The organism is Corynebacterium sp. HMSC072A02 (genome assembly GCF_001810085.1).
Taxonomy (GTDB): Bacteria; Actinomycetota; Actinomycetes; order Mycobacteriales; family Mycobacteriaceae; genus Corynebacterium; species Corynebacterium hesseae.
Map to the genome: position 1 here is coordinate 133,049 of NZ_KV799871.1, position 25,381 is coordinate 158,429.

Genomic DNA, 25,381 nt, shown 5'->3' on the forward strand with positions numbered 1-25,381 from the left:
TCTGTTTCCTACATTTCGGGGGTAGCGGCGAGTCACCGGCCTCGCCCACACTCCGAGGTTTAGGCTCGATCGGGAATCCGGGGGACAAACCTCCGAATCGTGTTTGGGCAGAAGACTGTGCCACCAAGCATTAACGGCCATAGAGATTAAGGAGTGGCGGATGATCCCGGCGGGCGTAGATGTAGACGACATTGCAGATCAGCTCTCGGTCGACGGTGTAGCGTTCTCCAACCCAGAGCTGGCGCTAGACGACGACCTCCAGGCCCGCATCGCAGACTCCCTCCAGCCCAACCATGGCATCGCAGTGGTAGATGTCTTCCCCGACAAGATTCCAGATCTACGCGACCTGGCGACAACCCTTCAAGAACAAACGGGACTCGATACCGTGATTCTCCAGGCGCCAATGCGGGTGTCCGCAGTCAGTAATTCTTATGATCGGGCATCCATTGAGGCAGCCGAGGATTCGCTGCCAACTGGACTCGATCAGGTAACTTTGCTGAATGATTTCTATGCAACTGCAGATCATTTTTCAGCGCCATGGCTGACAATCTTGACGCTGTTTTTCTGCGTAGCGGCAGTTGCGGGCTGGGCGGGATTTCGAGCCGCCACACGGAAGGCTGACACGGTCAGAAACTAAGCAATCGAGGCCGCCGCGAGCATTCCACTAAACATGCGCCGTACCTACCGCAGGGGTAGGGAAGTGGCTAGTATCAACCACTAAGCCTTGACTTTTGCAACGGGGGAGTGGTTGAGAGGTACGCAAGGGGCCTAGGAATACGGCTCGCACAGCGACCACATCGGATGCCGCACAGGCACCTTAAGTCGACGAATACTTCGGTTCTCTCCAGTCCCGAAATGGAGCGTTTCCTGCACCCCAGAAGACAGGTTTCGCTGGGAGCAATCGGAGCTTCTGCGGCAGCCCCAGGGCCGCAATCCACAGCGATAGTCAAGGGGAAGAGGTTTGCACTCCGGGGGAGAGTGAGCAACGTCACAGTCACGCATTGATAACAAAGTCATTGCAGGTTAGGTGCGCCTGTAACGCCTTGTGGTTTTCCGTGGCTGATGTGAAAGATGGGAAAAGTGTGCGAGATGGCGTGTCGGTGACGTATGGTTCACGTATCGACTCACGGGTTGACTATTGCTCCATACGTTCATGGACCAAGCCTTGACTCTCAACTGATTTGTCGCACGGGTATGTGGGGAAGCACGCCGCGAGCGAAGAGGACCGTTGGGGTTCACCGCCTGGTGGATGACCGTCGCACCGCGCTAGCGATGCGCGTAGCAATGCAGTTTTCTCGACGCAGTCGGTACCAGTGTTCAACCTTTTAGATATCGAAACACCTACCTCCCGAGTGGAAGAGGCTTCATACACTTCATTCGCACGCCCTCATCGAGGGCTGTGATGGCCATGAGTTCCATCGGTTTCCGGTTGGGTGCCAGCTGTGAGTGCTTACGCGTGCGCCACTAAGGACCGCGGAAGTGCCCCCCACGAGCGCGGCGCCGAGCGAGGAGGAACCGACGCAGGACCTCGAGCCTGAATATGGGTGTGTGTCCCTTCGTCGTCGGATCGTGCAGCCACACTCGGCTCCGCTCACCGTGAGCCCAGCGAGCACCATGAGAGTGCAGTGTGGATAGCTATGACGCACGGTTCGACGTGATGTTGGTGCACACGCCAGACGCCCCGCAGGTTTCCCTGCCGCCTCCATGAGAGAAAATGCCGCCCCGTCAATTCGGCATTTAGTGGCGTAGAGAGCAAAAAGCTCTTCAGGGGCAAGCCGCGTTCGCGTATCCCGGTTAATTCCGGGTGCAAGCCTTATTAAGCCCACTATTCCCATTGGGAAATCGATTGCCGCCTCATCCTGCTTGAAGGCGAGACTAGCTACGTACACACCGCTGTTTCTTTTGCTAGTCCAACTCGTCACCTCCAGGTCTCAATGTCCGGCAAGCTCGTCTACGCAACATGCGTGACATCTCCGGGGTAGGTGTCTAGGAGATAACCCTCGTGGCCACCACATCATCTTTCGGCTTTCGGCGCTTTAAGGCAGCGTGCGCTGCCATAGCGACCACCGCCGCCTTGTCTACTGTCTCCGCGCTCACTCCTGCAGTGGCTGCGGAACCTGAGCAGATCAACATCAAATCCCTGCTATCCTCCGACAACCCATCCATCGCAGATCTCGCGGGCGCAATCGCCCAGATTGAGGAGCGCATCGCACAAGCGGAAGCCTCCATAGGTGCGCAGCGCGAAACCGTCAACCGTGCGCTGGTCGATCTCAACGACGCCCGCACTAAGGCAAACCAAGCGCGCCAAGGAACAACGACGGCGCGCGAGCAGCTTGACGCCGCACAAGCGGATGTCGCCGATGCTCAGGCCAAGCTGGATGAGGTCTCCCGTTCCGCCTACCGCCGAGCCAATACTTCCGATGCCGTCTCCCATGCGGCAGGAAAAGACGCGCGTTCGGACATGCTGGAGCGCCAGTCCTACCTTCGCTCGCAGTCTGAGAAGCAGCAGGCCGTCGTTAGCGACTTGGAGAAGCAGCGTACGGAAAAGGCGAACAAGGAATCCCAGCTGCGGAAGACCCAACAACTGGCCGAGGAACGTGCGGACCGGGCGGCCGATGCCGAGGCTGCCGCGCGCGAGCAACTCTCCGCGTCCGAGGCTTCTATTGAGGAATCTACGTCCGAACGCGAGGACCTGCTTTCCCAACTCTCATCTCTTCACAAGGCACTAAATCAAGCCAAGGGACTGGACAAAGAAGATGCGTCAAGCTCAACAGCTGGATCTAAGGTCAAGGATCGGGCCGGGACTAATTCTGCACAGGGTCGTTCTGAGTCTAGTGCCACGACTCCTGCCCACGACCCATCGACGGTATCCTCTCCGTCCACTGCGGGGCATTCGACACCGGCCAGCACGGAGCCGACCGCCGAGTCCACAGCGTCCACCGTGGCCGGCCCCTCCGACTCTGAGGCACAGAACCCTACGCTTCAATCGCAGCCGTCGACGGCTTCTGCCTCTGCAGACGAATTGGAAGAGCTCTCTAGCGCCGCAAGCACTGTGGCTTCCGATCCGAACGTGCAAGAGTTGTCGTCGACAAGCACGGCCAGCTCCTCTGAAGAGAACGCCGAGAACTCCCAGGGCGGGAGCTCCAGCTCTTTCGATCCGAACGGAATCGATGCTGAAACCGTTGCGCTTGGCATTGAAGCGGTGGGAACGGTGGCCTCGATGGTGGCCGCATCTCAGCCGGACCACAATAACAGCTTGAGCCAAGAGGAAATCGATGCTCTGGCGGAAGGCTCTTCCAAGCTCTTTGCCCTCCAGGGTGGGCAAGACAGCGCTGCGGAAGCGACGGATTCCACGGAGACGTCCGATAGCGATGCAGCGAACGCAACTGATGACGAGGATTCCCTTGAATCCGATGTCTCCGGTGTCCTAGAGGAACTCGACACCACCGATAGCGTGACGAAGAAGGCATCCGCCTCACTGGGCGATGCCTCCCGCGAAGCGAAGATCGAGACCGTGATCGAGCGTGCGACGTCTCAAGTGGGAGTTCCTTATGCCTGGGGTGGTGGCGATGCCAACGGTCCTACGCAGGGCATTCGCGACGGCGGCGTCGCTGACTCTTATGGCGACTACAACAAGGTCGGCTTCGACTGTTCTGGGCTGGTGCTCTATGCCTTTGCTGGCGTCGGCATTTCCCTGCCGCATTACACCGGCTACCAGTATCAGAAGGGAACCAAGATTTCCCCGAGCGAGATGCAGCGAGGCGACCTTGTCTTCTACGGCCCGAGCGGAAATCAGCACGTGGCAATCTATCTTGGTGACGGCACCATGGTCGAAGCTCCGCAATCCGGTCAAAACGTCAGCATCTCCCCAGTACGTCAAGCGGGCATGGCACCCTATGCCGTGCGACTGATCTAGTACATCCCGTTGCTAAACTGGGCTGCATGACTGACACACTGCGTACTGCCCAGGGCAACACCCGCGGCACCGATTCGGTGCCCTCCTCATTTGACGCCCTCCTCGTTCTTTCCTTCGGTGGCCCGGAAGGAAACGAGGAGGTCGTCCCGTTTTTGGAGAACGTTACCCGTGGGCGAGGCATCCCGCGCGAGCGGCTCGAAGTCGTCGGGGAACACTATTTCCGCCTAGGCGGCATTAGTCCGCTTAATGCGCTAAATCGAGAGATTATTTCTAATGTTTCCGCAGAGCTGAAGGAACGCGGACATAATCTACCGGTTTATTTCGGTAACCGTAACTGGTACCCGTTTGGGGCAGAAGCCGTCGAGCAGATGGCCGCCGATGGCGTGCGCAACGTCGCCGTATTCGCCACCTCCGCCTGGGGTGGCTACAGTGCTTGCCGCCAGTACAACGAGGACATCGTTGCATTGCGCAAGCACCTCGAGGACGAGCAACTGCCCAACATGAACTTCACCAAACTGCGCCAATTCTTCGATCACCCCAAGTTCATTGAGGAGATGGCCGCAGCCGTCCGCGAGGCTTATGCGGAGGTGCCGGAAGACAAGCTGGCTAGCACCCGCATGCTTTTTACTGCGCATTCAGTGCCATCGGCACACGATGCTGTTGGGGGAGCAGAAGGCGATAAGCATATCTATTCCCGCCAGGTAGCGGAGGCTGCACGGCTCGTAGCCAAGGCTGCCGGGGTCCAGAATTATGACCTAGTGTGGCAATCCCGTTCAGGTAACCCAGCCACCCCGTGGTTGGAACCGGACATTGTCGACCACACCACGCGAATCCACGAGGAAGATGGTGTCGACAGTGTTGTCGTGTGCCCAATTGGATTTATCTCCGATCACATGGAGGTCATCTGGGATCTCGATACTGAACTGAAGCAAGCCGCTGAGGAAATGGGCGTCAGTGTCTATCGCACCCGCACCGCCGGCCCATCTGCACGTTTTGCCTCGCTCATCGTGGACCTCATCGAGGAGCTAGAGCATGACGCTGAACCTGCTTCACTTGGTGAGGTCACCGTTCAGGGCTGTACGGTCAATGGCGCACCCTGCGCTGAAGGTTGCTGTGACATCTGGTCTCTGCGCAAGCCGCATTAACGCGCGAAATCGGTGAGCGCATAAGCCACGCCGGCCATGCGTGCTTGGCGGATATGGCGCCACAGGCGCAGAAGCTGCGGATCGAGACTGTGATCTTGAATGCGGTCAGTCACCGTCTCGATGATGGCCGCCACGCGGTCAGCGCGGGCGAAGAGCTTCGCTGCTCGCCCCGGCACTGCAGCGGGTAATCCGGGGGTGTCGTAGAAATCGCTTAGTGTGCCTACTGTTAGCCGGGGATTGGGGAGGGCATCGCTGCGATAGCCCAATGCCTCGATGAGGTTTGCTGACTCATTCGTCGCAGTACTCAAGAGCTCATCGGCCTCGCCCGGGCTAAGCCAAGCGGGCGAGGGTAACGGGACCGTCTCTTCAATCACCGTCCACCGCGTCGCGCCCACGGCATAGGTGGGCACCAACACCAGGTTTCGATCCCGATTATTGGTACGCACCACGATTGCGCCTGCCGGGTTTTCTGCCGCCGCTCGCGCCGATTCCGTGCCGGCTGGAAGTGCTGGTGCGTCGCCAGGGCCGGAGAGAACTAGCCGAAGCAGCGGTTCGCGCTCTCCACGCTCGATGACGGAGGCCGTTTCACGCCGGAGAAGTGACATAACATCAACAAACGGCTCTCCGTCGACCCCTTGTTGCTCACCGCCCAGCTCGCTGAGGGCATCAAGAAAGCCATCGGTGGATTCGTGACCCCATAGCCATGCACCAAGCCAAACAGAAACGTTTTGTACAGGGGACCAGACTTCGGCGCGCATATCCATGGCTGGACAGTGTAGACGATAGGGTAGACCCCTATGAGCTTGAATTCCCGAGATCCCTATGGCGGCGATATTTTTGCAGGACATGCGCGGAACAAGAAGCCGGAGTACCCCGAGGTACCCGCTGAACCAGGCATGGTCGTCGAGGTTCGAGGTGATGACTTCGTAGGGGCAGTGTTGGGCGTCGACAAAACCGTATGGGGCCCAGTCGTGCGCCTCGAGGACCGACATGGAAATGAGCGAGTATTCAAACTCGTGAAGGGGGGGTTCTTGTTGGAGGGGCAGCCAGTGACGTTAACGCGATACGTCGAAAAGCAGGCGCCGCGAAAGTCAAACTCCGGGTCGCGCCGTGTGGAGAATCTTGAGGCGAAAGTTGCCGCACCTTCGCGCATTTGGGTTGAAGGCATTCACGACGCGGCCATCGTTGAAAAGGTCTGGGGTCACGATTTGCGGGTGGAAGGTGTGGTCGTCGAATACCTCGAAGGACTCGATAACCTTGAGGAACGCCTGGCTGAGTTTCAGCCCGGTCCGGGGCGCCGTGTGGGCGTCCTCGCGGATCACCTAGTCGAAGGATCAAAGGAAACGCGGTTGACGCAAACGGTGGGCGAGCACGTGCTTGTCACCGGTCACCCCTTCATTGATATCTGGGCGGCCGTAAAGCCTGAGCGCCTAGGGCTGCGCGCCTGGCCCGAGGTTCCCTATGGGGAAGACTGGAAGACGGGCATCTGCAAGCGCGCGGGGTGGTCTGATCCCAAGGAAGGGTGGAGCCGCGTGTACAACGCCGTGAATTCTTTCCGGGATCTGGATTCCACGCTCATCGGCGCCGTCGAGCGGCTCGTCGACTTTGTCACAACACCGGAATTGAGCAAAGAAGATTTGCTCTAATTCGAATTCGCTCGGTCAATGAGGTTGATGGCGAGCTGGCAACCGGCCGTCTCTGCCGCCCACCCCGCCGCTTGGAGGCGCTGGGACATCGCTTGTTTGGAGATGCCCAGCTCTTCCGCAGCTTCGTTCTGATTCAACCCGCCGCGCACAAGAGATGTCGCCTCACGGCCTTCCATTGTGCGCTTGTGCAGCACAAAGCCGAGTAGGGCGAATGCCGCTGCAATATCCTGCGCCTCCGCAGCGCGCCCGCGCCGATCAATCTTGGCGTAGACGTGTCCGGCCCGCGCCGAGCCCTTTACCGCGGCGGTTGCCACTGCGCGTGTTTCAGCATCACTCGCACCGTCGCCAGGGATAATTCCAATGCCAATGGCCCAGTCACCGTCCGCAAGAAGCGCCATAACGACATCACAGACCGCCGGAGAAGAATAGGCCACAGCGCAAATATCCTCGACACCGAGGACCTCAAACTCGCCGATTCCCTCCAGGGTGGAAAGCGCAGCGGCGGATCGTTGAACCAAATCGGCGCGGCGTACCGAGCGTCCGCGGTAGCGGGCATGGACAGCTAGCACAGTGAGAGACTCCTTCCAGCAAGAAACAACGCTCAGTCTACTCTTTGCGCTTGACTGGGCCACGCATTCCGGGGCCGAGCGGCAACCGCGTGTCTAGGATGAGACCAGCGATTCCCACTGCCGCAGCGATAAGGAAGCCGGCGATCGTGTAGGGGCTCATCGCTCCGGTGAGCGCATCCCCGAAGAAGACCCCGATGGCGGTGGTGGGAATCGAACCGATGAGTGTAGCGATGGCGAAGTGAGTCACCGAAATCGGAGTGAGCGCTGCAACATAGTTTAGTAAGGAAAACGGAACTCCGGCGACCATTCTCAATGACGCCACCGCTAGCCAACCCCGGCGCTCAAGCCGGGCATTGATTGCATATACCGCTTTGTGCGTGAGATGCGGGCGAATCCACTCACCAAGTAAGCCGCGGACGATAAGGAGAGAAATGGTGGCGGAGATAGTCAGCGCGACAAGGGAAACAGAAAGTCCAAGCCACGGGCCGAAAAGAAGGCCTGCCGCCAAAGTCCACACGGTCCGGGGAATAGGGAACTGGGTGAAGAAGATGTAGGCGCTCGTAAAAGCAACAACAAACCACGGCCCGAGTTGGTCTGACCACGTGCGGAGAGCGGCGAGTGAGGGGACGTCGACAAGCACGGCAAGTAGCATCAATGCCGCACCAGCACCGATTACTGCCGCCCAACGTTTCCACGTCCAACGCTTGCAGCTTTGCCACGCAGAGCGGCCCAGAGACGCACAAAAGTCCCCGACGCTGTGCACCCAACCTGTATTCATAGAGATAGAAGTCTAGTGCCGAAGACGCCAAACCCCGCATTGAGCCCAAAGCATGGGAGAACGGCTAAAGACGGAGGCAGGAGACGGCTTGGCTGGCTGGGGAGCAGCTGAGAGCTGCACCTCAACTTACTGTTAAGCCGCGATTCGATGCATGAGTATTGCCTTGCACGCGGGATACTGAACAGCACTGCGCATCCGCAAGCATCTCTAGGGCCACTTCTATTGTGACCGTCTTAGCTAGTTTCACCTTTATTGTCTCTACGCCCTAGCTGCGGAGCGAATTCTTGATTCACTACCTACTTTTGGCGCCCGCCCTGGCGCCTGCATTTTTCTTTGGAGAGCATTATGGACTTTATCCACAACCTCACGTCTTATATGGACGCAGCCACCTTGCTCGAAGCCTTTGGGCCCTGGGTCATCGGTGGTATAGCCCTTGTCGTCTTCATCGAGTCCGGTGTGCTCTTCCCATTTCTTCCAGGTGATTCACTACTCGTAACTGCCGCGATTCTGCGCCATGAGCTCCAGGTCTCCCTGTGGGTACTCATTGCTGTAGGCATGATCGCCGCGATAGCTGGTGACCAGGTGGGGTACTGGATTGGGCACCGTTTTGGCCGTGGCCTGTTTAAGAAGGACGCTCGGCTTCTCAAACTGGAGTATCTCAACACCGCCGAGGACTTCTTCCGCAAGCACGGCCCGCTTGCACTAGTGCTCGGAAGATTCGTCCCAATCGTGCGCACCTTCATTCCGGTAGCCGCCGGCACGGCGGGAATGCGGTACAAGAAGTTCATTGGATGGAATGTCAGCGGCGCAGTCGCTTGGGTGCTCTCCATGAATCTCGTTGGTGTCTTTCTCGGAAACATTCCGGGTATTGCTGACTCGATTGAGAAGATTATGCTGCTTATCATCGCGTTGTCGGTGGCGCCTATCGTCATCAAGGGCCTACATAGCTACATCACGTCGAAGAAGAAGGCTACGGTAGTAGAGGAGACGGCACCTACTGCGGAATCGCACGCATAGACCTTCGACGCATGAAGAAGGCCCCGCGCCTCACATTATCATCTCTGACGGTGTGAAGCACGGGGCTTCGGTCTGTGCCCGAGGGGGGACTTGAACCCCCACGTCCGTTAATAGGACACTAGCACCTCAAGCTAGCGCGTCTGCCATTCCGCCACCCGGGCTAGGGTGTTTGTTCAGCCTCTCGGCTGGGCACTCGCATACTGTATCCCGAACCGGCATAACTTCACAAATCGCCACTTCAGAATGGGTTTTCACTGGGTTCTTAAACGAGGAAAACACAACGATGAAAGTTGCGTATCCACTGCCACCTCCTGAGACAGCCGGGTAGTAAGCGACAACGCGGCAGATAGCTTTCCGGTAGAAATGGATTTATGACTAGTAACACTTCACATTCCACTGCGAACTACGCCACCGACTCCCGTTTCCCCGGTCCAGACCCCTATGCACCGTTGGGGGATGTCCCAGCTTTTACCGTGGCCTCGTCCGATATCGAGGAGGGAGCGGAGATCGCAGAGCGTTTCCGCGCACCTGAAAATGTCTCGCCCCAGCTGTCGTGGTCGGATGTGCCCGAAGGGACCAAGTCCTTTGCCGTCACGTGCTTTGACCCTGACGCGCCGACGGGGTCCGGCTTCTGGCACTGGGCGGCCTTCAACATCCCGGCCGACGTACGCGAGCTCCCCACAGGTGCAGGGTCCGCTGAGGATCTCGGACTCGAAGGCGTTATCAGCCTGCGCGGTGACTCCGGCCAGCGCGTCTATTATGGCCCCCAGCCGCCGGCAGGTCACGCCCCGCACCGCTACCTCTTCGCCGTTCACGCCGTCGACGTCGAACGCCTCGAGATCGACCCGGAGGCAACACCTACGGTCCTCGGCTTCAACCTTTATTTCCACACCCTCGGGCGCGCGATTACCTGGGGCTGGTACGAGGCCCACTAAGCGGCCCAATTACACTCATCACAATGAGTAAGAACCCGGACATCCCTCCCACATCCGACGGAGTAGAAATCCCCGCCGCCCTGCGAGTGGGCGGCGCTTTCATGTTGGTGGCTGCCGTGTTAGCACTATTCGGGCTCGTGTCCATTTTCACCGACGGATGGGGCGCCACCTTCGAATGGACGTGGCGCCGCCTCGCCATCGTTGGTGCGGCCCTCCTCGTCGGCGCATTCAGTACCCAACGCCGCGATCAGCGTGGTAGCCGCGAACAAATCATTGCGCTGATTCTCGCGCTAGTGCTTATCATCGCCAGCCGCGCGCTGCCTAGTACGGTCCTCACAACGATGGGCCAATACGTCGTCTTCCTCTACGCAGTGGCGGCAGGGCTGTGCGCGGTTATCATCCGCCGCACGCTGCGCTAAACGCTGAAGCGCTCCGTGCGGCTGGCCTGAAAGCTCTTCGCCGGGCTAGTCAATCCATTCAAGACCAGAGCCAATGGCCTCCGAGATATTGCTGAGGCGGTGAGCGTGGATCTGCTGGGCAATGCCGCGGTGGATGTCACGGATCCAATCCGGGCCGCCGTAAATCAAGCCGGTGTAGCCCTGCAACAGCGAAGCGCCTGCCGTGATGCGCTCCCATGCTTGCTCCGGGGTGGAGATTCCGCCCGCGGAAATGAGCACCAGGTCGTCTCCTACGCGGGCATAGAGGCGCTTGAGCACCTCTAAGGAACGCGCAGCCACCGGGGGACCCGACACGCCGCCTGCGCCCATGGCGGCAACCTCAGCGGAGGGGGTCTTCAAACCCTCGCGAGAAATGGTGGTGTTGGTAGCCACGATTCCCGCCAGCCCCACGTCAACGGCCATATCCGCCACGGCATCAATGTCCTCATCGCTGAGGTCTGGGGCAATCTTGACCAAGACCGGCGAGGACGTCGATTCCACCACGGCCTCCATGATGGGGCGCAGCGATTCCACTGCCTGCAAGTCACGCAGCCCCGGGGTATTAGGGGAGGACACGTTGACCACAACGTAGTCGGCCAAATCCCCGAGAACTGATGCGCACTGACGGTAGTCATCGACCGCGTGCTCAGCCTCGGTGACCTTGTTTTTTCCGATATTGATGCCGATGACATCGTTGTAGCGGCGCTTCCGCAGGTTTCGTGCGGCCGCCAGCGCCCCTTCGTTATTGAAGCCCATGCGGTTGAGGATGGCCTTGTCTGCTTTGAGCCGGAACAACCGGGGAGCCGGGTTTCCCGGCTGCGCCTTCGGGGTGATGGTGCCCAGCTCCGCGTACCCAAAGCCGATGGGGGACCAGACGTCGGCTGCCGCCGCGTTCTTGTCAAAGCCTGCTGCTAGACCCAGCGGGCGCGGAAAGTGCACCCCAAACACGTCTTGTTCAAGGACGGGATCGGTAACCGGCAAAGCTTTGCCCAGAGCTCGGTTGAAGGGGCCGGCCGATTGGAACACAGCCAACCCGCCGTTGATGATCCCGTGAATTCTTTCAGGGCTGAGCTTAAACATCCCCTTCAAGGCGGCTTGGTAAGCCACGTGGCGGGCGCGGTCAAGAGCGGAGTACTGCATGCATTGTCCTTTGGAAAGTTGAGGCTAAAGGGGGGACTGAAATACTAACGCGGGGATTTCTCGAGCTGTGGATCAGAAATGAATTGGAGCCCGTCGCCAGAAGCGGAGGCGGTGACGAGGGTGCCGTCGCCAAGCACGGCAATATTGCGCGCATCCGCCACCGTATCCATGGTGCCGACGTTCTCCGGGACACCCGCAGCGATGGTGTAGGCGTGGAGGAGGTTGTTGTCTGTAGTTGTCGCCCACGCTAGCTTGCGCCCGGCGTCCCAAGCCACACCCCACGGGGTGCCATCGGTATTGCCGTACTGGTGCAAGCGGATGACGTCGCTGGCGGTGTAAATGGCGATGCGCTTTCCGACGGTATCCGAAGCCACAACCACGGCGCCCTCGCCGCCTGCGATCTGACCTACACCCTGGCCCACGCGAAGGCGTCCTCCTGCACGCTCCTTCTCCCAGTCCAACGATTGAATCGTGGAGTCTTCCCTCAAGACACGGACGATGCCGTCGGCGCCATCCGGATTAGGCACGGAGATGAGCTGATCCGAGCCTGCTTCCACAGTGATGCCGGTAGTGCGTTCGCCGTCTAGGTACACGCCGATGGTGGTGGAGTCCTTCGAGCCAACGAAGACTTCGCCACTGGAGGCTTCCGCAGCCACCGTCACCGGTTGCTCCTCTTCCACAGCCAATTCCTGCGGGGAATCCGGCTTGAGCGGATCAATGAGCATAACTCTATCCCCGCACGCTAGAAGGAAGTGCTTCTCAGAAGCGGTGAGGTCACCACATTTCTCGCCCACGGTAACCTGCGTGGACTTTTTGCCTTCAAAGTCCCCAGCTGAACCTACCGCGAGCGAGTCCTCGGTGCGCACGGCGAGGATGTCGCCGACGGCTGCGAGGTCTGTCGCTGCATCGAAAGGCACGACGGTACCCACCGGCTTCTCTGATGCCGGGGAGGACGCGGGCTCGGCCTTGCCATAGACCGCCGAGTCGGGGTCCCCGCCAACCCCGACCGTAGGATTACAGGCAGCAAGCGCGCATGCGCTGGAAAGGAGGGCAAAAGAAAGCAGGACTCGACGCGTTTTCACGATCCCTCATCCTAGCAGCCAGCGTGGTGGAAACAGGAAGTGATGGGACTCCCGAGTAGGCTATCGCGGGTGACTACAACAGCTACAACTGAAGCCATGACATGGCTGCAGGTCATCGTCCTGTCTCTTGTCCAAGGCCTCACTGAATTCCTTCCCGTGAGCTCGTCTGGGCACTTGCGCATCGTCTCCACTCTTTTCTGGGGACAGGATGCCGGTGCTTCCTTCACCGCTGTCATCCAGCTGGGCACCGAGCTGGCGGTGATCGTCTACTTCGCAGGGATGATTTGGCAGATCCTGAAAGGCTGGTGCGTGGGCCTCGTACATAAGGACCAGCGTGGTCAGGATTATCGAATGGGTTGGATGGTCATCGTTGGCTCAATTCCGATTGGCATCCTGGGAGTGCTGGGGAAAGACCTGATTAGGGATAATCTGCGCAACCTATGGATTACTGCTTCCATGCTCGTCCTGTTTTCCTTTGTGTTCATCCTGGCAGAGCGCGTGGGTAAGAAAACCCGCAGCTTCGACGAGCTCACGATGCGCGATGCCATCGTTATGGGACTATGCCAATGCCTAGCACTCATCCCTGGCGTCTCACGCTCCGGCGGCACCATCTCCGGTGGCCTCTTCCTCGGCCTCGACCGTGAGGTGGCCACGCGCTTTAGCTTTCTTTTGGCTATTCCGGCGGTGATGGCCTCGGGGCTGTTTTCGCTCGGCGACGCTTTCGGTCCCACCGTGGGACAATCCGCCACCGGCGCCCAATTACTCGTTGGCACGCTCATCGCCTTCGTTGTGGGCTATGCATCTATCGCCTGGCTGCTGAAGTTCGTGGGCAGCCACTCCTTCGAGTGGTTCGCCGCTTACCGCATCCCCGTCGGCCTGATCGTCATGCTCTTGCTGGGCCTTGGCGTGCTGGCCGCGTAGGAGGTGAAGAGGCCCAGCCCCGCAGCATCCTGCGATACACAGCCCTGTGCCCGGCCATGCGCCCGCGTCGGAGGCAGCACACGTTAGGATTGTGGGCATGCAATCTTGGCCTGTCCCGCACATCGATTCCGTCCCTGGCGCTCCGTCGCCGCTTCACCTCTATGACTCCGCTGATGAAGCGGTAAAGAAGCTCGACATCAGTGGGGAGACTGCCACCATGTACGTCTGTGGCATCACCCCATATGATTCGACCCACCTGGGCCACGCCGCGACCTATCTGACCTTTGATCTGATTTACCGCCAGCTGCTGGATAACGGCTACAAGGTGAATTACGCCCAAAACATCACCGATGTGGATGATCCGCTCTTCGAGCGCGCGGAGCGCGATGGCGTGGATTGGCGCGAGTTGGGCACCTCCCAAATCAACCTTTTCCGCTCAGACATGGAGCTGCTCTCCGTGTTCCCCCCGGATCACTTTGTGGGGGCGATGGAGGCCATCGACGAGATTACGGAGATGGTGCAGGCGCTTCTCGACGCCAATGCGGCCTACGTCGTCGACGATCCGGAGTACCCGGATATTTATGCCTCCATTGAGGCCTCGAAGAACTTCGGCTACGAGTCGAATTACTCCCGCGAGCAAATGGAGACCTTCTTTGCCGAGCGCGGTGGCGACCCTGATCGCCCCGGCAAGCGCGATCCTCTTGACGCTCTGATTTGGCGCGCGCACCGTGAAGGCGAACCGGCCTGGGATTCGCCTTTTGGTCCGGGCCGCCCTGGATGGCATATTGAGTGCTCCGCCATCGCAACCAACCGGCTTGGCTCCAGCTTCGATATTCAAGGCGGCGGTTCGGACCTGAAGTTCCCGCACCACGAATTCTCCGCAGCGCACGCAGAAGCAGCGCTCGGCGTGGAGCGCATGGCGCAGTCCTACGTACACACCGGCATGATCGGCTTGGACGGAACCAAGATGTCCAAGTCTTTGGGCAACCTCGTGTTCGTCCACAAGCTCGTGGAGGCGGGCGTCGATCCCTCGGCGATTCGCTTGGGCGTCTTCGCTGGCCACTACCGTGCCGACCGTGACTGGTCAGATGACGTTTTGCGCACTGCGCAGGAGCGACTCCAGCGATGGCGCGAAGCTTTAAGCCATCCGGGCACGGTGGAGGAAGTCAAGGAGGTGATTCAGCACCTGCGGTTGGCGTTGGCTGATGATCTCGATACTCCGCGCGCCATTGCGGTTCTCGATGAATGGGCGAAGAAGGCTCCAGAATCCGGGGAAGCAACAGAAGAGGCATCCGATTTGCTGCGCACCGCAGTTAATTCCTTGCTGGGCGTGCGCCTCTAGGTAACTTCAGGCATGATTTAGCTCATGACGATTCGTGCAGAATTCCAGCCCACCGTTGATGAGTTCATGTCCAACCTACAGTCCTTCGCTACCGGGGATTACCTCAAGGAAGAAGAAAAGGAATTCTGGGAAGCCCCGTTTGATGCCGCGGTACTCCCACGCCTTCGCACTATCTTGGAGTCCTTCCTCGACGATATGGATAAGCTGCCGGATGACCCTGAAGGGTCACTCCTGAGCGCCGCGGTACGCCCCACCGTGGACAAGCTCGCGGCCTTCAACCAAGAAAACGCAGATGCAGTGCTGGAACCGGAGGAGAAGGAAGAGCTCACGGAGCTTATTCACTCCGCCTCTGCGGCAACCGGTGCGGACGATGAGGCACTCGCGCAGCTTCCGGAGCTGGACTTCTAAGTGACTGACCACGCAACTTCCGCTTTCACTACCCGTCCAGCAGCAATCTTTTGGGATATGGACGGCACACTGACCAACTCCGAGCCCCTGTGGGAAGAGGCCACTTTTTATCTCTCTGAAACACTGGGGCGCCGCTTAACACCCACGGAGCGCTTGGCCACGGTTGGCGCTACCTTCGAAGACACACTCAGCATCTGTGCGCACAAAGCAGGCGTTACGCTTCAGCCAGGAGATAACGAACGCTATCGTGCGCTCATGTTCGATTACGTCAGGTCCCTTTTTGCCCAACACCTGGAGATTTTCCCGGGGATTCCCGAGCTGCTCGACGAACTCAAGGGCCTGGGAATGCCGATGATCGTGACCACAAACACGGAACGATATGTGGCTGATTCCGCGATTGCGGCCTTAGGCCGCGAGTACTTCGTCGACACGATTTGCGGTGACGAAGTACCCCAAGGCAAACCTGCCCCCGATATGTATATCGAGGCGGCGCGTCGAGTGGGTGCCGATCCACGGGACTGCCTTGTATTTGAAGACTCTGCGGCAGGTATGCGCGCGGCTGTCGACGCCGGGTGCACCGTCATCGGACTGCCGGAGGGAGACCACGTCGCGGTGCCCGAGCAAGCCACCGAAATTACTGACCTCCGGGGCTCTGCTCACCGTCATCTGAAGGGGGCGACGGCGGCCAATGTTCACGAGTGGTTTAGCCGGTTGCGCGCCGACTAGACGTACCGATTTCAGTTGCGCATCATGTCAGCCGGCTTTGCGTAACTGAGAATTTCGGCCGACTAGCAGAATTTTATGCAGCGGTGTGGAAGAATAAACCACCGTGAAGAATTTTGAGAGCCTATTTGAGGAACTGTCCCAGAAGATCGCCGAACGCCCTGAGGGCTCCGGCACCGTGGAGTCTTTTGACAAAGGCATCCACCATCTGGGCAAGAAGATCATCGAAGAGGCTGGCGAAGTGTGGATCGCCGCGGAATACCAGTCTGATGAAGAGCTCGCTGAGGAGATGTCACAGCTGCTGTATTGGCTCCAGGTTATGGCCCATAAGCGTGGCCTGAAGCTCGAAGACATTTACACCTACCTTTAATCGGCCATAAAGCCGTCCCACCATTCACCGTATTCAGCGTAGAAAGCACCACACACTGATGATCAAAATCGCCGTCCCCAACAAGGGATCGCTGTCCGAGGCAGCCCTTGAAATCCTCAAGGAAGCCGGCTACAAGGGCCGCGGACACAGTAAATCGCTCAACGTCGTGGACGAGGAGAACGGAGTCGAGTTCTTCTTTCTGCGCCCAAAGGATATCGCTATCTACGTGGCACAAGGCGTCTTGGATCTGGGAATTACTGGTCGAGACTTAGCGCTCGATTCCCGCGCGAAATTCAATGAAGTTCTAGCACTCAATTTTGGCGGCTCGACCTTCCGTTACGCCGCACCAGCAGGGGAGCAGTGGGACGTCGCCAAGCTGCAAGGCAAGCGCATCGCCACGTCCTATCCCAACGTGGTGCGCGATCACCTCGCTGCCAATGGAATCGATGCAGAGGTTATCCGCCTTGACGGTGCAGTAGAGATTTCGATTCACCTTGGAGTCGCGGACGTCATTGCCGACGTTGTCTCCACAGGAGCCACCCTCCGCCAGCAGGGGCTTGAACCCTTCGGCGACCCCATCGTCTCCTCGGAGGCCGTGGTGATAAAGCGTGAGGGAGAAGACGTCACCGCTGATGAAAACGTTGTGCTTAGCCGCATTCGAGGAATCCTCAATGCGCGCCACTACGTCATGCTCGACTACAACGTGGCAGAAGAAAAGCTGCCAGACGTCGAGGCAGTGACCCCTGGGCTTACAGGACCGACCATCTCTCCCTTGGCCCGTGAAGGGTGGGTTGCCGTGCGCGTCATGGTTCCCCGCAAACTGGCCAACCAAGTTATGGACAGCCTCGAAGAGCTCGGGGCAGAGGCAATTCTTGCCTCGGATCTTCGGATTGCCCGCTTTTAGGGGGAGATTCCAAACATTTTATTCGGGCTCCTAGCTACGATGGGGACTGACCATCATCGTTCTTCGATTTTTATGCAAGGAGTCAGCCCCGATGGCAAAGACAACTAAGAAGGATGCACAAGCAGAGGCCAAAGAGACCAAGGATGTAAAGTCCCAGGTCGAAGAAAAGGCCACCAACAAGTCTTCGAAGTCCGCCTCTAGCAAGAAGACGCGTACTGAGACTGACCTTCTCGGCTCCCTGGAAGTTCCGAACGATGCGTACTACGGCGTTCACACGCTCCGCGCTATCGAAAACTTCCAGATTTCCTACGTGACCATCAACACCATCCCGGACTTCATCCGCGGCATGGTCCAGGTCAAGAAGGCCACCGCTATGGCCAACCGCCGCCTGCACGTTCTTCCGAAGAAGAAGGCAGAAGCAATTATCTGGGCTTGTGACCAGATTCTGGAAGAAGGCCGCTGCATGGACCAGTTCCCGCTGGATGTCTTCCAGGGTGGCGCTGGCACCTCGCTCAACATGAACACCAACGAGGTTGTGGCCAACCTGGCGCTCGAGCACCTCGGTGAGGAAAAGGGTGCCTACGACATCATCAACCCGAACGATGATGTCAACATGTCCCAGTCCACCAACGACGCGTACCCGACCGGCTTCCGTCTCGGCATCTACTACGCGATGGAGGACCTCATTGAGCGTATCGACGCGCTGCAGGCTGCATTCCACGCCAAGGGCAATGAGTTCGTTGACATCCTGAAGATGGGCCGCACCCAGCTGCAGGACGCAGTGCCGATGACCCTGGGTGATGAATTCAAGGCCTTCGCTCACAACTTGGCCGAAGAGCAGGCCATCCTGCGTGACGCCCAGAAGCGCCTGCTGGAGATCAACCTCGGCGCAACCGCCATCGGTACCGGCGTGAACACCCCGGCTGGCTACCGCCACCAGGTCACCGCAGCACTGTCTGAGGTGACGGGCCTTGAGATCAAGACCGCCCGCGACCTCATTGAAGCAACCTCCGACTGTGGCGCCTACGTGCTTCTGCACTCCACCATTAAGCGCGCAGCGATGAAGCTGGCCAAGATCTGTAACGACCTGCGCCTGCTGGCCTCTGGCCCGCGCGCCGGCCTGGCAGAGATCAACCTGCCACCGCGTCAGGCCGGTTCCTCCATCATGCCGGGTAAGGTCAACCCGGTTATCCCGGAGGTTGTCAACCAGGTCTGCTTCAAGATCTTCGGTAATGACCACGTAGTCACCATGGCTGCCGAGGCTGGTCAGCTGCAGCTCAACGTCATGGAACCGGTCATCGGTGAGGCACTGTTCCAGTCCATCCGCATCATGGGCAACGCCGTCGACACCCTGCGTGAGAAGTGCGTCGTGGACATCACGGCTAACGCTGATGTTTGCCGCGCGTACGTTGAAAACTCCATCGGTATCGTCACCTACCTGAACCCGTTCATTGGTCACCACAACGGTGACATGATTGCTAAGGAGTCCCTCAAGACCGGCAAGGGCGTCAAGGAGCTCGTTCTGGAGAAGGGCCTGCTCGATGAGGAGACCCTCAACAAGGTTCTGTCCGTTGAGAACCTCATGCACCCGGAGTTCCGCGGTCAGCTCTACATCGATGAATAAACCGTCGTCAGCACCAGTGTTGTAAATACGCTCTGCTGTTTCGTCCACGCCCGTACTGCCTCGCTGAAGGTGGTACGGGCGTTTGGCTGTTTTCAATCCGACTGATGCTGCCGACACCGTGGATACCCCGATGGGGGTGCAGCGGTTGGCATCGGTGTGTAAACGGACACAATCGGGCCTGGATTCTCGCCAAAGCCACATAAATAGGGCAGAATTAGAACTGTCAGTTGTCGCGCCCAGGTCGTGTACTGACCACAGCGCGAGTTACCACCCATACTGCAGTTCACCTGCACATATTGGAGTTACATAATGGTTGTTGTGCACATCATTATCGTCCTCGCGGCGATTTATCTCGGTGCCCGAATTGGTTCGATCGGTATTGGTATGGCCGGCGGCTTGGGCGTTCTACTACTCGGCCTCACCGGTGTCCCCGTAACGCGTGAAGACATCCCCTTTGACGTCATTGGCATCATCATGACGGTGATTGCCGCCATCGCTGCCATGCAGCGCGCTGGCGGTATGGACTATCTGGTCTACCTCGCCGAGAAATTCCTTCGTAAGAACCCAAAGAGGATCACGTTCTACGCACCTATCGTTACGTGGTTGATGACCGTTCTGGCAGGCACCGGCCACACGGCGTTCTCCACGCTCCCGGTTATCGTTGAGGTAGCGAAGGAAGGCAAGGTCCGTCCTTCCCGTCCGCTTTCGATTTCCGTCGTAGCCTCGCAGATGGCAATCTGCGCCTCACCTATTTCCGCAGCTGTCGTTCTGTTGGCTTCGCTTCTGGAACCGATGGGCGTGGGCTATTTGCAGATCCTCGCGGTCCTCATTCCGGCTACGTTCCTCTCCATTTTCCCTGCCGCTTGGGTAGCAAACCGCTCGGGCGCAGAACTCGACGATGACCCCGTTTACCAAGAGCGCAAGGCACAGGGCTTGGTGAAGCTACCGCAGGGTTCCCAGAACTACACTCCGGCACAAGGTGCTAAGACCTCGGTCATTATCTTCCTCGTCGCCATCGTCATCGTGATGCTGTGGGCCACCCTGACCTCATCCCAGGTGGGTCTCATCGAGGAACCGACGCTGCCGCGAAACGAGGCCATCATGACAGTGATGCTCACCGCTGCAACACTCATTGTCATGGTCACCAAGGTCCCCGCCGGCGACGTTCTCAACACGCCTGTCTTTAAGTCGGGTATGTCCGCCTGTATCTGCGTGCTCGGTGTCGCATGGTTGGGTACCACGCTGATCAACCACTACATGGAGGACATCCAGGCCATCTCCGGGTCCATCATTGAGTCCGCCCCGTGGCTGCTGGCCATCGTGCTCTTCTTCGCTGCGGCGCTCCTGTACTCGCAGGCCGCAACCACCAAGGCTCTCATGCCGGCAGCCCTGGCCCTCGGCGTCAACCCGCTTACCGCAGTGGCTGCCTTCCCAGCAGTGTCCGCGCTGTTCATCCTGCCGACGTACCCGACCTTGTTGGCGGCTGTCGAAATGGATGACACTGGCTCGACTCGCATTGGCAAGGCTGTCTTCAACCACCCGTTCATCATCCCAGGCACTGTGAGCATCGTCTTGTCGGTCCTCCTGTGCTACGCCTTTGGCGCAGTCCTTATCTAGCATCACCTAGCATCATTTAGAAATATTTTGATGTTGCTTAGCGCGCTTCTTTAGCGCGCTAAGCTGGTGAGCATGACTACGCAACCTTCTGATGTTGATATTGCTCAAGCTCACCAGCTCGAACCGATTTCGGATATTGCTGCACGTGCAGGCATTCCGGAGACGGCCCTTATTCCTTATGGGCAAAGCAAAGCCAAAGTGGATATCACTCAAGTTGGGGATACTCCCACAGATGGCAAGTTGGTCCTCGTCACCGGCGTCTCACCGACGCCAGCCGGCGAGGGTAAATCCACTGTTCTTATCGGCTTGACCGACGCCCTCACGCAGCTGGGCAAGAAGGCTATCGTCGCCCTTCGCGAGCCTTCCCAGGGCCCTGTCATGGGCATCAAGGGCGGCGCCGCGGGTGGCGGCTACTCTCAGGTTGTCCCAATGGAGGACATCAATCTCCACTTCACCGGTGACTTCCACGCTATCGCCGCGGCCACCAACACCTTGGCCGCCATCATCGATAACCACATCCACCAGGGCAATGCGCTCAACATCGATCCGCGCCGCATTACCTGGCAGCGCTGCGTTGACGTCAATGACCGTGCCCTGCGCCACGTCGTTACCGGGCTCGGTGGCCCCGCCCATGGCGTGCCGGGGGAGACTGGCTTCACCATTACGGCGGCGTCGGAAATCATGGCCATCCTCGGCCTCGCAACCGACTTGGCAGACCTGAAGAAGCGTCTCGGTGACATCACTGTGGGCTACACCTACGACCAAAAGCCAGTAACCGCCCGCGAATTGGGCGCAGAAGGCGCACTAACGGCGCTCATGCGTGATGCCCTGAACCCTAACCTGGTCCAGACCCTGGGCGGTACACCTGCCTTCGTCCATGGCGGCCCCTTCGCCAATATCGCTCACGGCTGCAATACTCTGCTGGCAACCCAGACTGCGATGCGCTTCGGTGACATTGTCCTCACGGAGGCAGGTTTTGGTGCGGATCTCGGCGGCGAAAAATTCATGGACATCAAGTCCCGCTTCGGTGATCTTGACGTCGCCGGCGCCGTCGTTGTCGCGACTATCCGCTCCCAGAAGTACAACGGCGGTCAGCCCCGCGAGGAACTCACCACCGAGAACCTGGAGGCGCTAAAGAAGGGCGTGGTGAACCTCGAGCGCCACGTTGAGAACGTGCGCAAATTTGGCCTCAAGCCAGTGGTCGCACTCAACCTCTTCTGGAGCGATACCGAGGCCGAGCGCGAGTTCATGAGCCAGTGGGCCGCCGATTTCGACGTCGCGCTCGAAGAAGCAGAAGTGTGGGCCAAGGGCGGAGCGGGAGCAACAGCGTTGGCTGAGCGCCTTCTGGAGAATCTTTCCGAGGGTAACTCCCACCAGCTCTACGATCCCGCTGAGGGCATCGAGGCCTCCATCGACACCATTGCGAGGGAAATCTACCGAGCAGAGCGGGTGGAGTACTCGTCTAAGGCGCTGAAGGATTTGAAGTACATCAAGGACAACGGTTGGGAGGAGTTCCCAGTTGTCATTTCCAAGACCCAGTATTCCTTCTCGGATGATCCGAGCCAGCTCGGCGCCCCGGAAGGCCACGTCCTTCATGTCCGCGAGCTGCAGCCCCGCACAGGCGCTGGCTTCATCGTGGCGCTGACCGGCGACGTCATGACCATGCCGGGTCTGCCGAAGAAGCCCGCGGCCAACAACATCGATGTTGACGCAGACGGTTCCATCTCTGGCCTGTTCTAAGCCGCGGCGCGCTCTTCGGGGCGCCGTCTACGAGGCCCGGTCCGGCCACCCGGGGTACTCGGGTGGCGTGCCGCCGAAGGCGGGGCATAGGTGTTGGAAAGAACACCAGCCGCAGAGCTTCGAGGTCTTGGGGCTGAAGTCACCGGTCTTGCCATCGCCTTCGATCTTGGCCCAGAGCTCACCCAGGTCGCGCTCGAAGTACTCGAGCTCCTCCGGCCCCGGCGTGAGGAACATCGAATCCAGGACCTTGAGGTACATCAGCCGCAACTGCGTGGGGATGGTGCCGAGCAGCCGCCAGTACACCAGCGCGTAGAAGTTCATCTGGAACTGCGCGTCCTGGGAATAGCGGGGGAGCGGCTTCTTACCGGTCTTATAGTCCACCACGCGTACCTCGCCGGTGGGAGCAACGTCGACGCGGTCGATGAACCCACGGACGGGCACGCCGTTGGGCAGCACTGTATCGACGTACATCTCGCACTTGTGCGCATCGAAGCCTTGGGGGTTTTCCATCTGGAAGTAGCCCTTGACCAGTTCACGCGCCTCGACGAAGAAGTCCAGTTCTTCGGGCTCCGGCACCAATTCACGCAGCTCGGGGTCTTTGCCCAGCATCACCGCCCATTCGGGCTTAATCATCTTCACCGCGGCTGGGTACTCGCGTTGCTCGCGGGGCAGCTGATGCATCTTCTCCAGAACAGCGTGGACCAGCGTTCCCTTCACCTGGGCCTTCGTCTTGGGCTCGGGCAACTTGTCAATAGCCCGGAAGCGATAGAGCAGCGGGCATTGTTTGTAGTCGGAGGCACGGGAAGGGGAGAGGGCTAGTCGTTTCGGCATAGTGTTTCTCAGCCTAGCGCATAGCCCACCGCGAACCTTCCCGCATCTCCCGACCGTCCGTGGCAAGCTAGATGGCATGAGCACTACGCAAGAGTTTCTTGATTTCATCGCAGCCAGCCCCTCGTCCTATCACGCGGCTGAAGAGGTGGCGCGCACGCTCGTCGCCGCCGGCTTTAGCCGCCAAGATGAGTCTGCCGAATGGTCAGCAGCACCAGGCGGTCATGTCATGGTCCGGGGTGGTGCGGTCATGGCATGGTATGTCCCCGAAGGTGCCGGCCCGGATTCCGGTTTCCGCATTATCGGCTCCCACACCGATTCACCCGGCCTGGCTCTCAAGCCCACCCCGGACTTCGATTCCGCAGGGTGGCAGCAGGTAGCCGTCGAGGTCTATGGCGGGGTGCTTCTCCACAGCTGGTTCGACCGCGAGCTCACCGTCGGCGGCCAGGTCATCACGAAGGATGGCAGCCGCCACTTGGTCAATACCGGCCCCTTGCTGCGCTTGCCTTCCTTGGCGATCCACCTCTACCGCAAAGATGAGTTCAAGCCGGATCGCCAGCGCCACATGCAGCCGGTGCTCTCCGTGGGTACTCCGGAGACGTCGGTGATGGGGGTCGTCGGCAAGCAGCTTGGCGTAGACCCAGAGGATATCGCTTCCTTCAACCTGATTACCGCGGATGCCCAGCGCGGTGAGGTCTTTGGCGCCGGCGAAAAGCTCATCGCTGCCGGGCGCATGGACAACCTTTCTTCCGTTCATGCTTCGCTGCGTGCCCTGCTCGCTGCTGCAAAGAACGCCGATTCCATCGAGCACAAGGACGTCCTCGTCATGGCGGCCTTTGATCACGAAGAGGTGGGCTCCTCTTCGCGCTACGGCGCAGGTGGCCCGATCCTGGGGGATATCCTGACCCGCACCGCCCGTGCCCTCGGCGCAAACGAGGAGCAGCGTTTCCAAATGTTTGCGCGCTCCAGTTGTGTCTCGGCCGACGCCGCGCACTCCGTGCACCCCAACTACGCCGAAAAGCACGATCCCACGCATCACCCGATCATCGGCCAAGGCCCGGTGACCAAGATTAACGGCAACCAGCGCTATGCTTCCGACGCTAATACCGTGGCCCTGTGGGAATCTGCCTGCCGCCGTGCGGGTGTTCCGGTCCAGCGCTTCGTGGGAAATAACGATGTCCCGTGTGGCTCCACCATCGGGCCGATTTCTGCCACCCGTCTGGGCATCCCCACCGTTGATGTGGGAGTGCCGATGCTCTCGATGCACTCGATCCGTGAGCTGGTAGGCGAGCGTGACCAACTATGGCTTGGTGACGCCCTTGAGGCATACTTGGTTGGTTAATCCTTGCCCCTAACTTTGTGAAAGGTTTTTCACGCTATGGCTTATTCTGGCCCCTTCCGCTACGGCGACCGCGTGCAGCTCACGGATGCCAAGCGGCGTCATTACACCATCGTCCTCGAGGAGGGTGGCCAGTTCCATTCGCACAAGGGCATCATCAACCACGATGACATCGTCGGCATGGATGAAGGCTCCGTCATCGATTCGACGCTGGGCAGCTCCTTCCTCTTGTTCCGCCACCTCATGGTGGATCACGTCTTGTCGATGCCGCGCGGCGCCGCGGTGATTTACCCCAAGGACTCCGCGCAGATCCTGGTCGAGGGCGATATCTTCATGGGTGCGCGCGTGCTGGAAGCCGGCGCCGGTTCCGGAGCACTCTCAATGACCCTCTTGCGCGCCGTAGGGCCAGAAGGCCACGTTTTCTCCTATGAGGTGCGCGATGATCACTTGGAATACGCCGTGAACAACGTCGCCGAATACTTCGGTGAGCAGCCCGAGTGGTGGAGCCCGCGGCTTGGCGATTTGGCCGATGTGACCGTCGAGGAGCTCGGCGGCCCCGTGGACCGCGTCATCCTGGACATGCTCGAACCCTGGGAGCACCTCGAGAAGGTGCGCGATATCCTCATCCCCGGCGGTGTCTTCATGACTTATGTGGCCACCGTGCCGCAGCTGATGAAGGTGATGGAGGGAATCCGCGAGCTGAAGTGCTTTACGGAGCCGCGCGCCTGGGAGTCCCTCGTGCGTGAATGGAAGGTGGAGGGCTTGGCCACCCGCCCGGAGCACCGCATGAACGCGCACACCGCGTTCCTGATCTGGACGCGCCGGCTTGCCGACGGCGTCACCCCGCCCCGCCCGCAGCGCCGCGCCCGAAAATAAGCCCTCACGTTAAACGTGGCGCAC

General features: G+C 59.4%; 24 protein-coding genes and 1 tRNA gene. 18 read left to right on the forward strand and 7 right to left on the reverse strand.

Annotated features, from left to right (window positions below):
• Nucleotides 1-160: 160 nt before the first annotated feature.
• The 3 genes from HMPREF2698_RS10780 (at nucleotide 161) to HMPREF2698_RS10790 (ending at nucleotide 5,061) form a co-directional block, all read left to right on the forward strand.
• The gene (locus HMPREF2698_RS10780; RefSeq protein ID WP_070564515.1) at nucleotides 161-637 is read left to right on the forward strand and encodes an Rv1476 family membrane protein; all 477 of its coding nucleotides are present in this window, start codon (nucleotides 161-163) and stop codon (nucleotides 635-637) included.
• A 1,365-nt stretch (nucleotides 638-2,002) separates the two neighbouring features.
• Entirely contained in the window at nucleotides 2,003-3,916 is a 1,914-nt protein-coding gene (locus HMPREF2698_RS10785) for a DIP1281 family NlpC/P60 protein (RefSeq protein WP_070564518.1), read from the forward strand.
• Between the two features lie 26 nt (nucleotides 3,917-3,942).
• Nucleotides 3,943-5,061 carry a ferrochelatase gene (locus tag HMPREF2698_RS10790; RefSeq protein WP_070564521.1) on the forward strand — a complete coding sequence of 373 codons (1,119 nt, stop codon included), beginning with the start codon at nucleotides 3,943-3,945 and terminating at the stop codon, nucleotides 5,059-5,061.
• Here HMPREF2698_RS10790 and HMPREF2698_RS10795 read toward each other — a convergent pair.
• Entirely contained in the window at nucleotides 5,058-5,825 is a 768-nt protein-coding gene (locus HMPREF2698_RS10795; protein WP_070564524.1) for a hypothetical protein, read from the reverse strand. The genes HMPREF2698_RS10790 and HMPREF2698_RS10795 overlap by 4 nt on opposite strands.
• Before the next feature lie 33 nt (nucleotides 5,826-5,858).
• Here HMPREF2698_RS10795 and HMPREF2698_RS10800 point away from each other — a divergent pair, with 33 nt between their 5' ends.
• On the forward strand, nucleotides 5,859-6,707 hold the full coding sequence (locus HMPREF2698_RS10800) for a DUF3097 domain-containing protein (RefSeq protein WP_070564527.1): 849 nt from the start codon (nucleotides 5,859-5,861) through the stop codon (nucleotides 6,705-6,707).
• On the opposite strand, the gene HMPREF2698_RS10805 is transcribed toward HMPREF2698_RS10800, so the two are convergent.
• Together HMPREF2698_RS10805 and HMPREF2698_RS10810 are read right to left on the reverse strand one after the other, a co-directional pair.
• Nucleotides 6,704-7,276: a MarR family transcriptional regulator gene (locus HMPREF2698_RS10805; RefSeq protein WP_070564530.1), complete on the reverse strand. Its 573-nt coding sequence runs from the start codon at nucleotides 7,274-7,276 to the stop codon at nucleotides 6,704-6,706. The two genes, HMPREF2698_RS10800 and HMPREF2698_RS10805, sit on opposite strands and share 4 nt — an antisense overlap.
• Before the next feature lie 37 nt (nucleotides 7,277-7,313).
• Entirely contained in the window at nucleotides 7,314-8,054 is a 741-nt protein-coding gene (locus tag HMPREF2698_RS10810; protein ID WP_070564533.1) for a TVP38/TMEM64 family protein, read from the reverse strand.
• 345 nt (nucleotides 8,055-8,399) lie between these two features.
• Between HMPREF2698_RS10810 and HMPREF2698_RS10815 the strand changes: the two genes are divergently transcribed.
• Nucleotides 8,400-9,071, forward strand: coding sequence for a DedA family protein (locus HMPREF2698_RS10815; RefSeq protein WP_210384683.1), 672 nt, complete (start codon nucleotides 8,400-8,402; stop codon nucleotides 9,069-9,071).
• Between the two features lie 75 nt (nucleotides 9,072-9,146).
• On the opposite strand, the gene HMPREF2698_RS10820 is transcribed toward HMPREF2698_RS10815, so the two are convergent.
• A tRNA-Leu gene (locus HMPREF2698_RS10820) sits at nucleotides 9,147-9,232 on the reverse strand.
• Between the two features lie 210 nt (nucleotides 9,233-9,442).
• Between HMPREF2698_RS10820 and HMPREF2698_RS10825 the strand changes: the two genes are divergently transcribed.
• Nucleotides 9,443-10,006 carry a YbhB/YbcL family Raf kinase inhibitor-like protein gene (locus tag HMPREF2698_RS10825; RefSeq protein WP_070564536.1) on the forward strand — a complete coding sequence of 188 codons (564 nt, stop codon included), beginning with the start codon at nucleotides 9,443-9,445 and terminating at the stop codon, nucleotides 10,004-10,006.
• Nucleotides 10,007-10,029: 23 nt separating this feature from the next.
• Nucleotides 10,030-10,425: a hypothetical protein gene (locus HMPREF2698_RS10830; RefSeq protein ID WP_070532857.1), complete on the forward strand. Its 396-nt coding sequence runs from the start codon at nucleotides 10,030-10,032 to the stop codon at nucleotides 10,423-10,425.
• Nucleotides 10,426-10,470: 45 nt separating this feature from the next.
• Here the strand turns inward: HMPREF2698_RS10830 and HMPREF2698_RS10835 are convergent, their stop codons facing one another.
• Together HMPREF2698_RS10835 and HMPREF2698_RS10840 are read right to left on the reverse strand one after the other, a co-directional pair.
• Entirely contained in the window at nucleotides 10,471-11,583 is a 1,113-nt protein-coding gene (locus HMPREF2698_RS10835; RefSeq protein ID WP_070564539.1) for a quinone-dependent dihydroorotate dehydrogenase, read from the reverse strand.
• A 44-nt stretch (nucleotides 11,584-11,627) separates the two neighbouring features.
• Nucleotides 11,628-12,665 (reverse strand): NHL repeat-containing protein, encoded by a 1,038-nt coding sequence (locus HMPREF2698_RS10840; protein WP_070564542.1) that lies wholly within the window; start codon nucleotides 12,663-12,665, stop codon nucleotides 11,628-11,630.
• A gap of 69 nt (nucleotides 12,666-12,734) precedes the next feature.
• On the opposite strand from HMPREF2698_RS10840, the gene HMPREF2698_RS10845 reads away from it, so the two are divergent.
• The 9 genes from HMPREF2698_RS10845 to HMPREF2698_RS10885 all read left to right on the forward strand — a co-directional run bounded on the left by HMPREF2698_RS10845 (nucleotide 12,735) and on the right by HMPREF2698_RS10885 (nucleotide 22,314).
• The gene (locus tag HMPREF2698_RS10845; RefSeq protein ID WP_210386601.1) at nucleotides 12,735-13,586 is read left to right on the forward strand and encodes an undecaprenyl-diphosphate phosphatase; all 852 of its coding nucleotides are present in this window, start codon (nucleotides 12,735-12,737) and stop codon (nucleotides 13,584-13,586) included.
• A 97-nt stretch (nucleotides 13,587-13,683) separates the two neighbouring features.
• Complete coding sequence (mshC, locus tag HMPREF2698_RS10850) at nucleotides 13,684-14,928, forward strand: cysteine--1-D-myo-inosityl 2-amino-2-deoxy-alpha-D-glucopyranoside ligase (RefSeq protein WP_070564548.1); 1,245 nt, start codon at nucleotides 13,684-13,686, stop codon at nucleotides 14,926-14,928.
• A gap of 24 nt (nucleotides 14,929-14,952) precedes the next feature.
• Nucleotides 14,953-15,336: a hypothetical protein gene (locus HMPREF2698_RS10855; protein WP_070520547.1), complete on the forward strand. Its 384-nt coding sequence runs from the start codon at nucleotides 14,953-14,955 to the stop codon at nucleotides 15,334-15,336.
• Nucleotides 15,337-16,062, forward strand: coding sequence for an HAD family hydrolase (locus HMPREF2698_RS10860; protein ID WP_070520544.1), 726 nt, complete (start codon nucleotides 15,337-15,339; stop codon nucleotides 16,060-16,062).
• A 103-nt stretch (nucleotides 16,063-16,165) separates the two neighbouring features.
• Nucleotides 16,166-16,429, forward strand: coding sequence for a phosphoribosyl-ATP diphosphatase (locus HMPREF2698_RS10865; protein WP_070520541.1), 264 nt, complete (start codon nucleotides 16,166-16,168; stop codon nucleotides 16,427-16,429).
• A 58-nt stretch (nucleotides 16,430-16,487) separates the two neighbouring features.
• Nucleotides 16,488-17,333 carry an ATP phosphoribosyltransferase gene (gene hisG, locus HMPREF2698_RS10870; RefSeq protein WP_070520538.1) on the forward strand — a complete coding sequence of 282 codons (846 nt, stop codon included), beginning with the start codon at nucleotides 16,488-16,490 and terminating at the stop codon, nucleotides 17,331-17,333.
• 91 nt (nucleotides 17,334-17,424) lie between these two features.
• A complete protein-coding gene (gene aspA / locus HMPREF2698_RS10875) occupies nucleotides 17,425-18,957 on the forward strand; it encodes an aspartate ammonia-lyase (protein ID WP_070520535.1) in 1,533 nt (510 codons plus the stop codon).
• A gap of 309 nt (nucleotides 18,958-19,266) precedes the next feature.
• Nucleotides 19,267-20,574, forward strand: a complete 1,308-nt coding sequence (locus HMPREF2698_RS10880; RefSeq protein ID WP_070564551.1) for an anaerobic C4-dicarboxylate transporter — start codon at nucleotides 19,267-19,269, stop codon at nucleotides 20,572-20,574.
• A 72-nt stretch (nucleotides 20,575-20,646) separates the two neighbouring features.
• Nucleotides 20,647-22,314 carry a formate--tetrahydrofolate ligase gene (locus HMPREF2698_RS10885; protein WP_070564555.1) on the forward strand — a complete coding sequence of 556 codons (1,668 nt, stop codon included), beginning with the start codon at nucleotides 20,647-20,649 and terminating at the stop codon, nucleotides 22,312-22,314.
• A gap of 27 nt (nucleotides 22,315-22,341) precedes the next feature.
• Here HMPREF2698_RS10885 and HMPREF2698_RS10890 read toward each other — a convergent pair whose 3' ends face one another.
• Nucleotides 22,342-23,145, reverse strand: coding sequence for a RecB family exonuclease (locus HMPREF2698_RS10890; RefSeq protein ID WP_070564563.1), 804 nt, complete (start codon nucleotides 23,143-23,145; stop codon nucleotides 22,342-22,344).
• A gap of 76 nt (nucleotides 23,146-23,221) precedes the next feature.
• Between HMPREF2698_RS10890 and HMPREF2698_RS10895 the strand changes: the two genes are divergently transcribed.
• Nucleotides 23,222-24,484: a M18 family aminopeptidase gene (locus tag HMPREF2698_RS10895; protein WP_070564678.1), complete on the forward strand. Its 1,263-nt coding sequence runs from the start codon at nucleotides 23,222-23,224 to the stop codon at nucleotides 24,482-24,484.
• A gap of 36 nt (nucleotides 24,485-24,520) precedes the next feature.
• Nucleotides 24,521-25,357, forward strand: a complete 837-nt coding sequence (locus HMPREF2698_RS10900) for a tRNA (adenine-N1)-methyltransferase (RefSeq protein ID WP_070520523.1) — start codon at nucleotides 24,521-24,523, stop codon at nucleotides 25,355-25,357.
• Nucleotides 25,358-25,381: the final 24 nt, after the last annotated feature.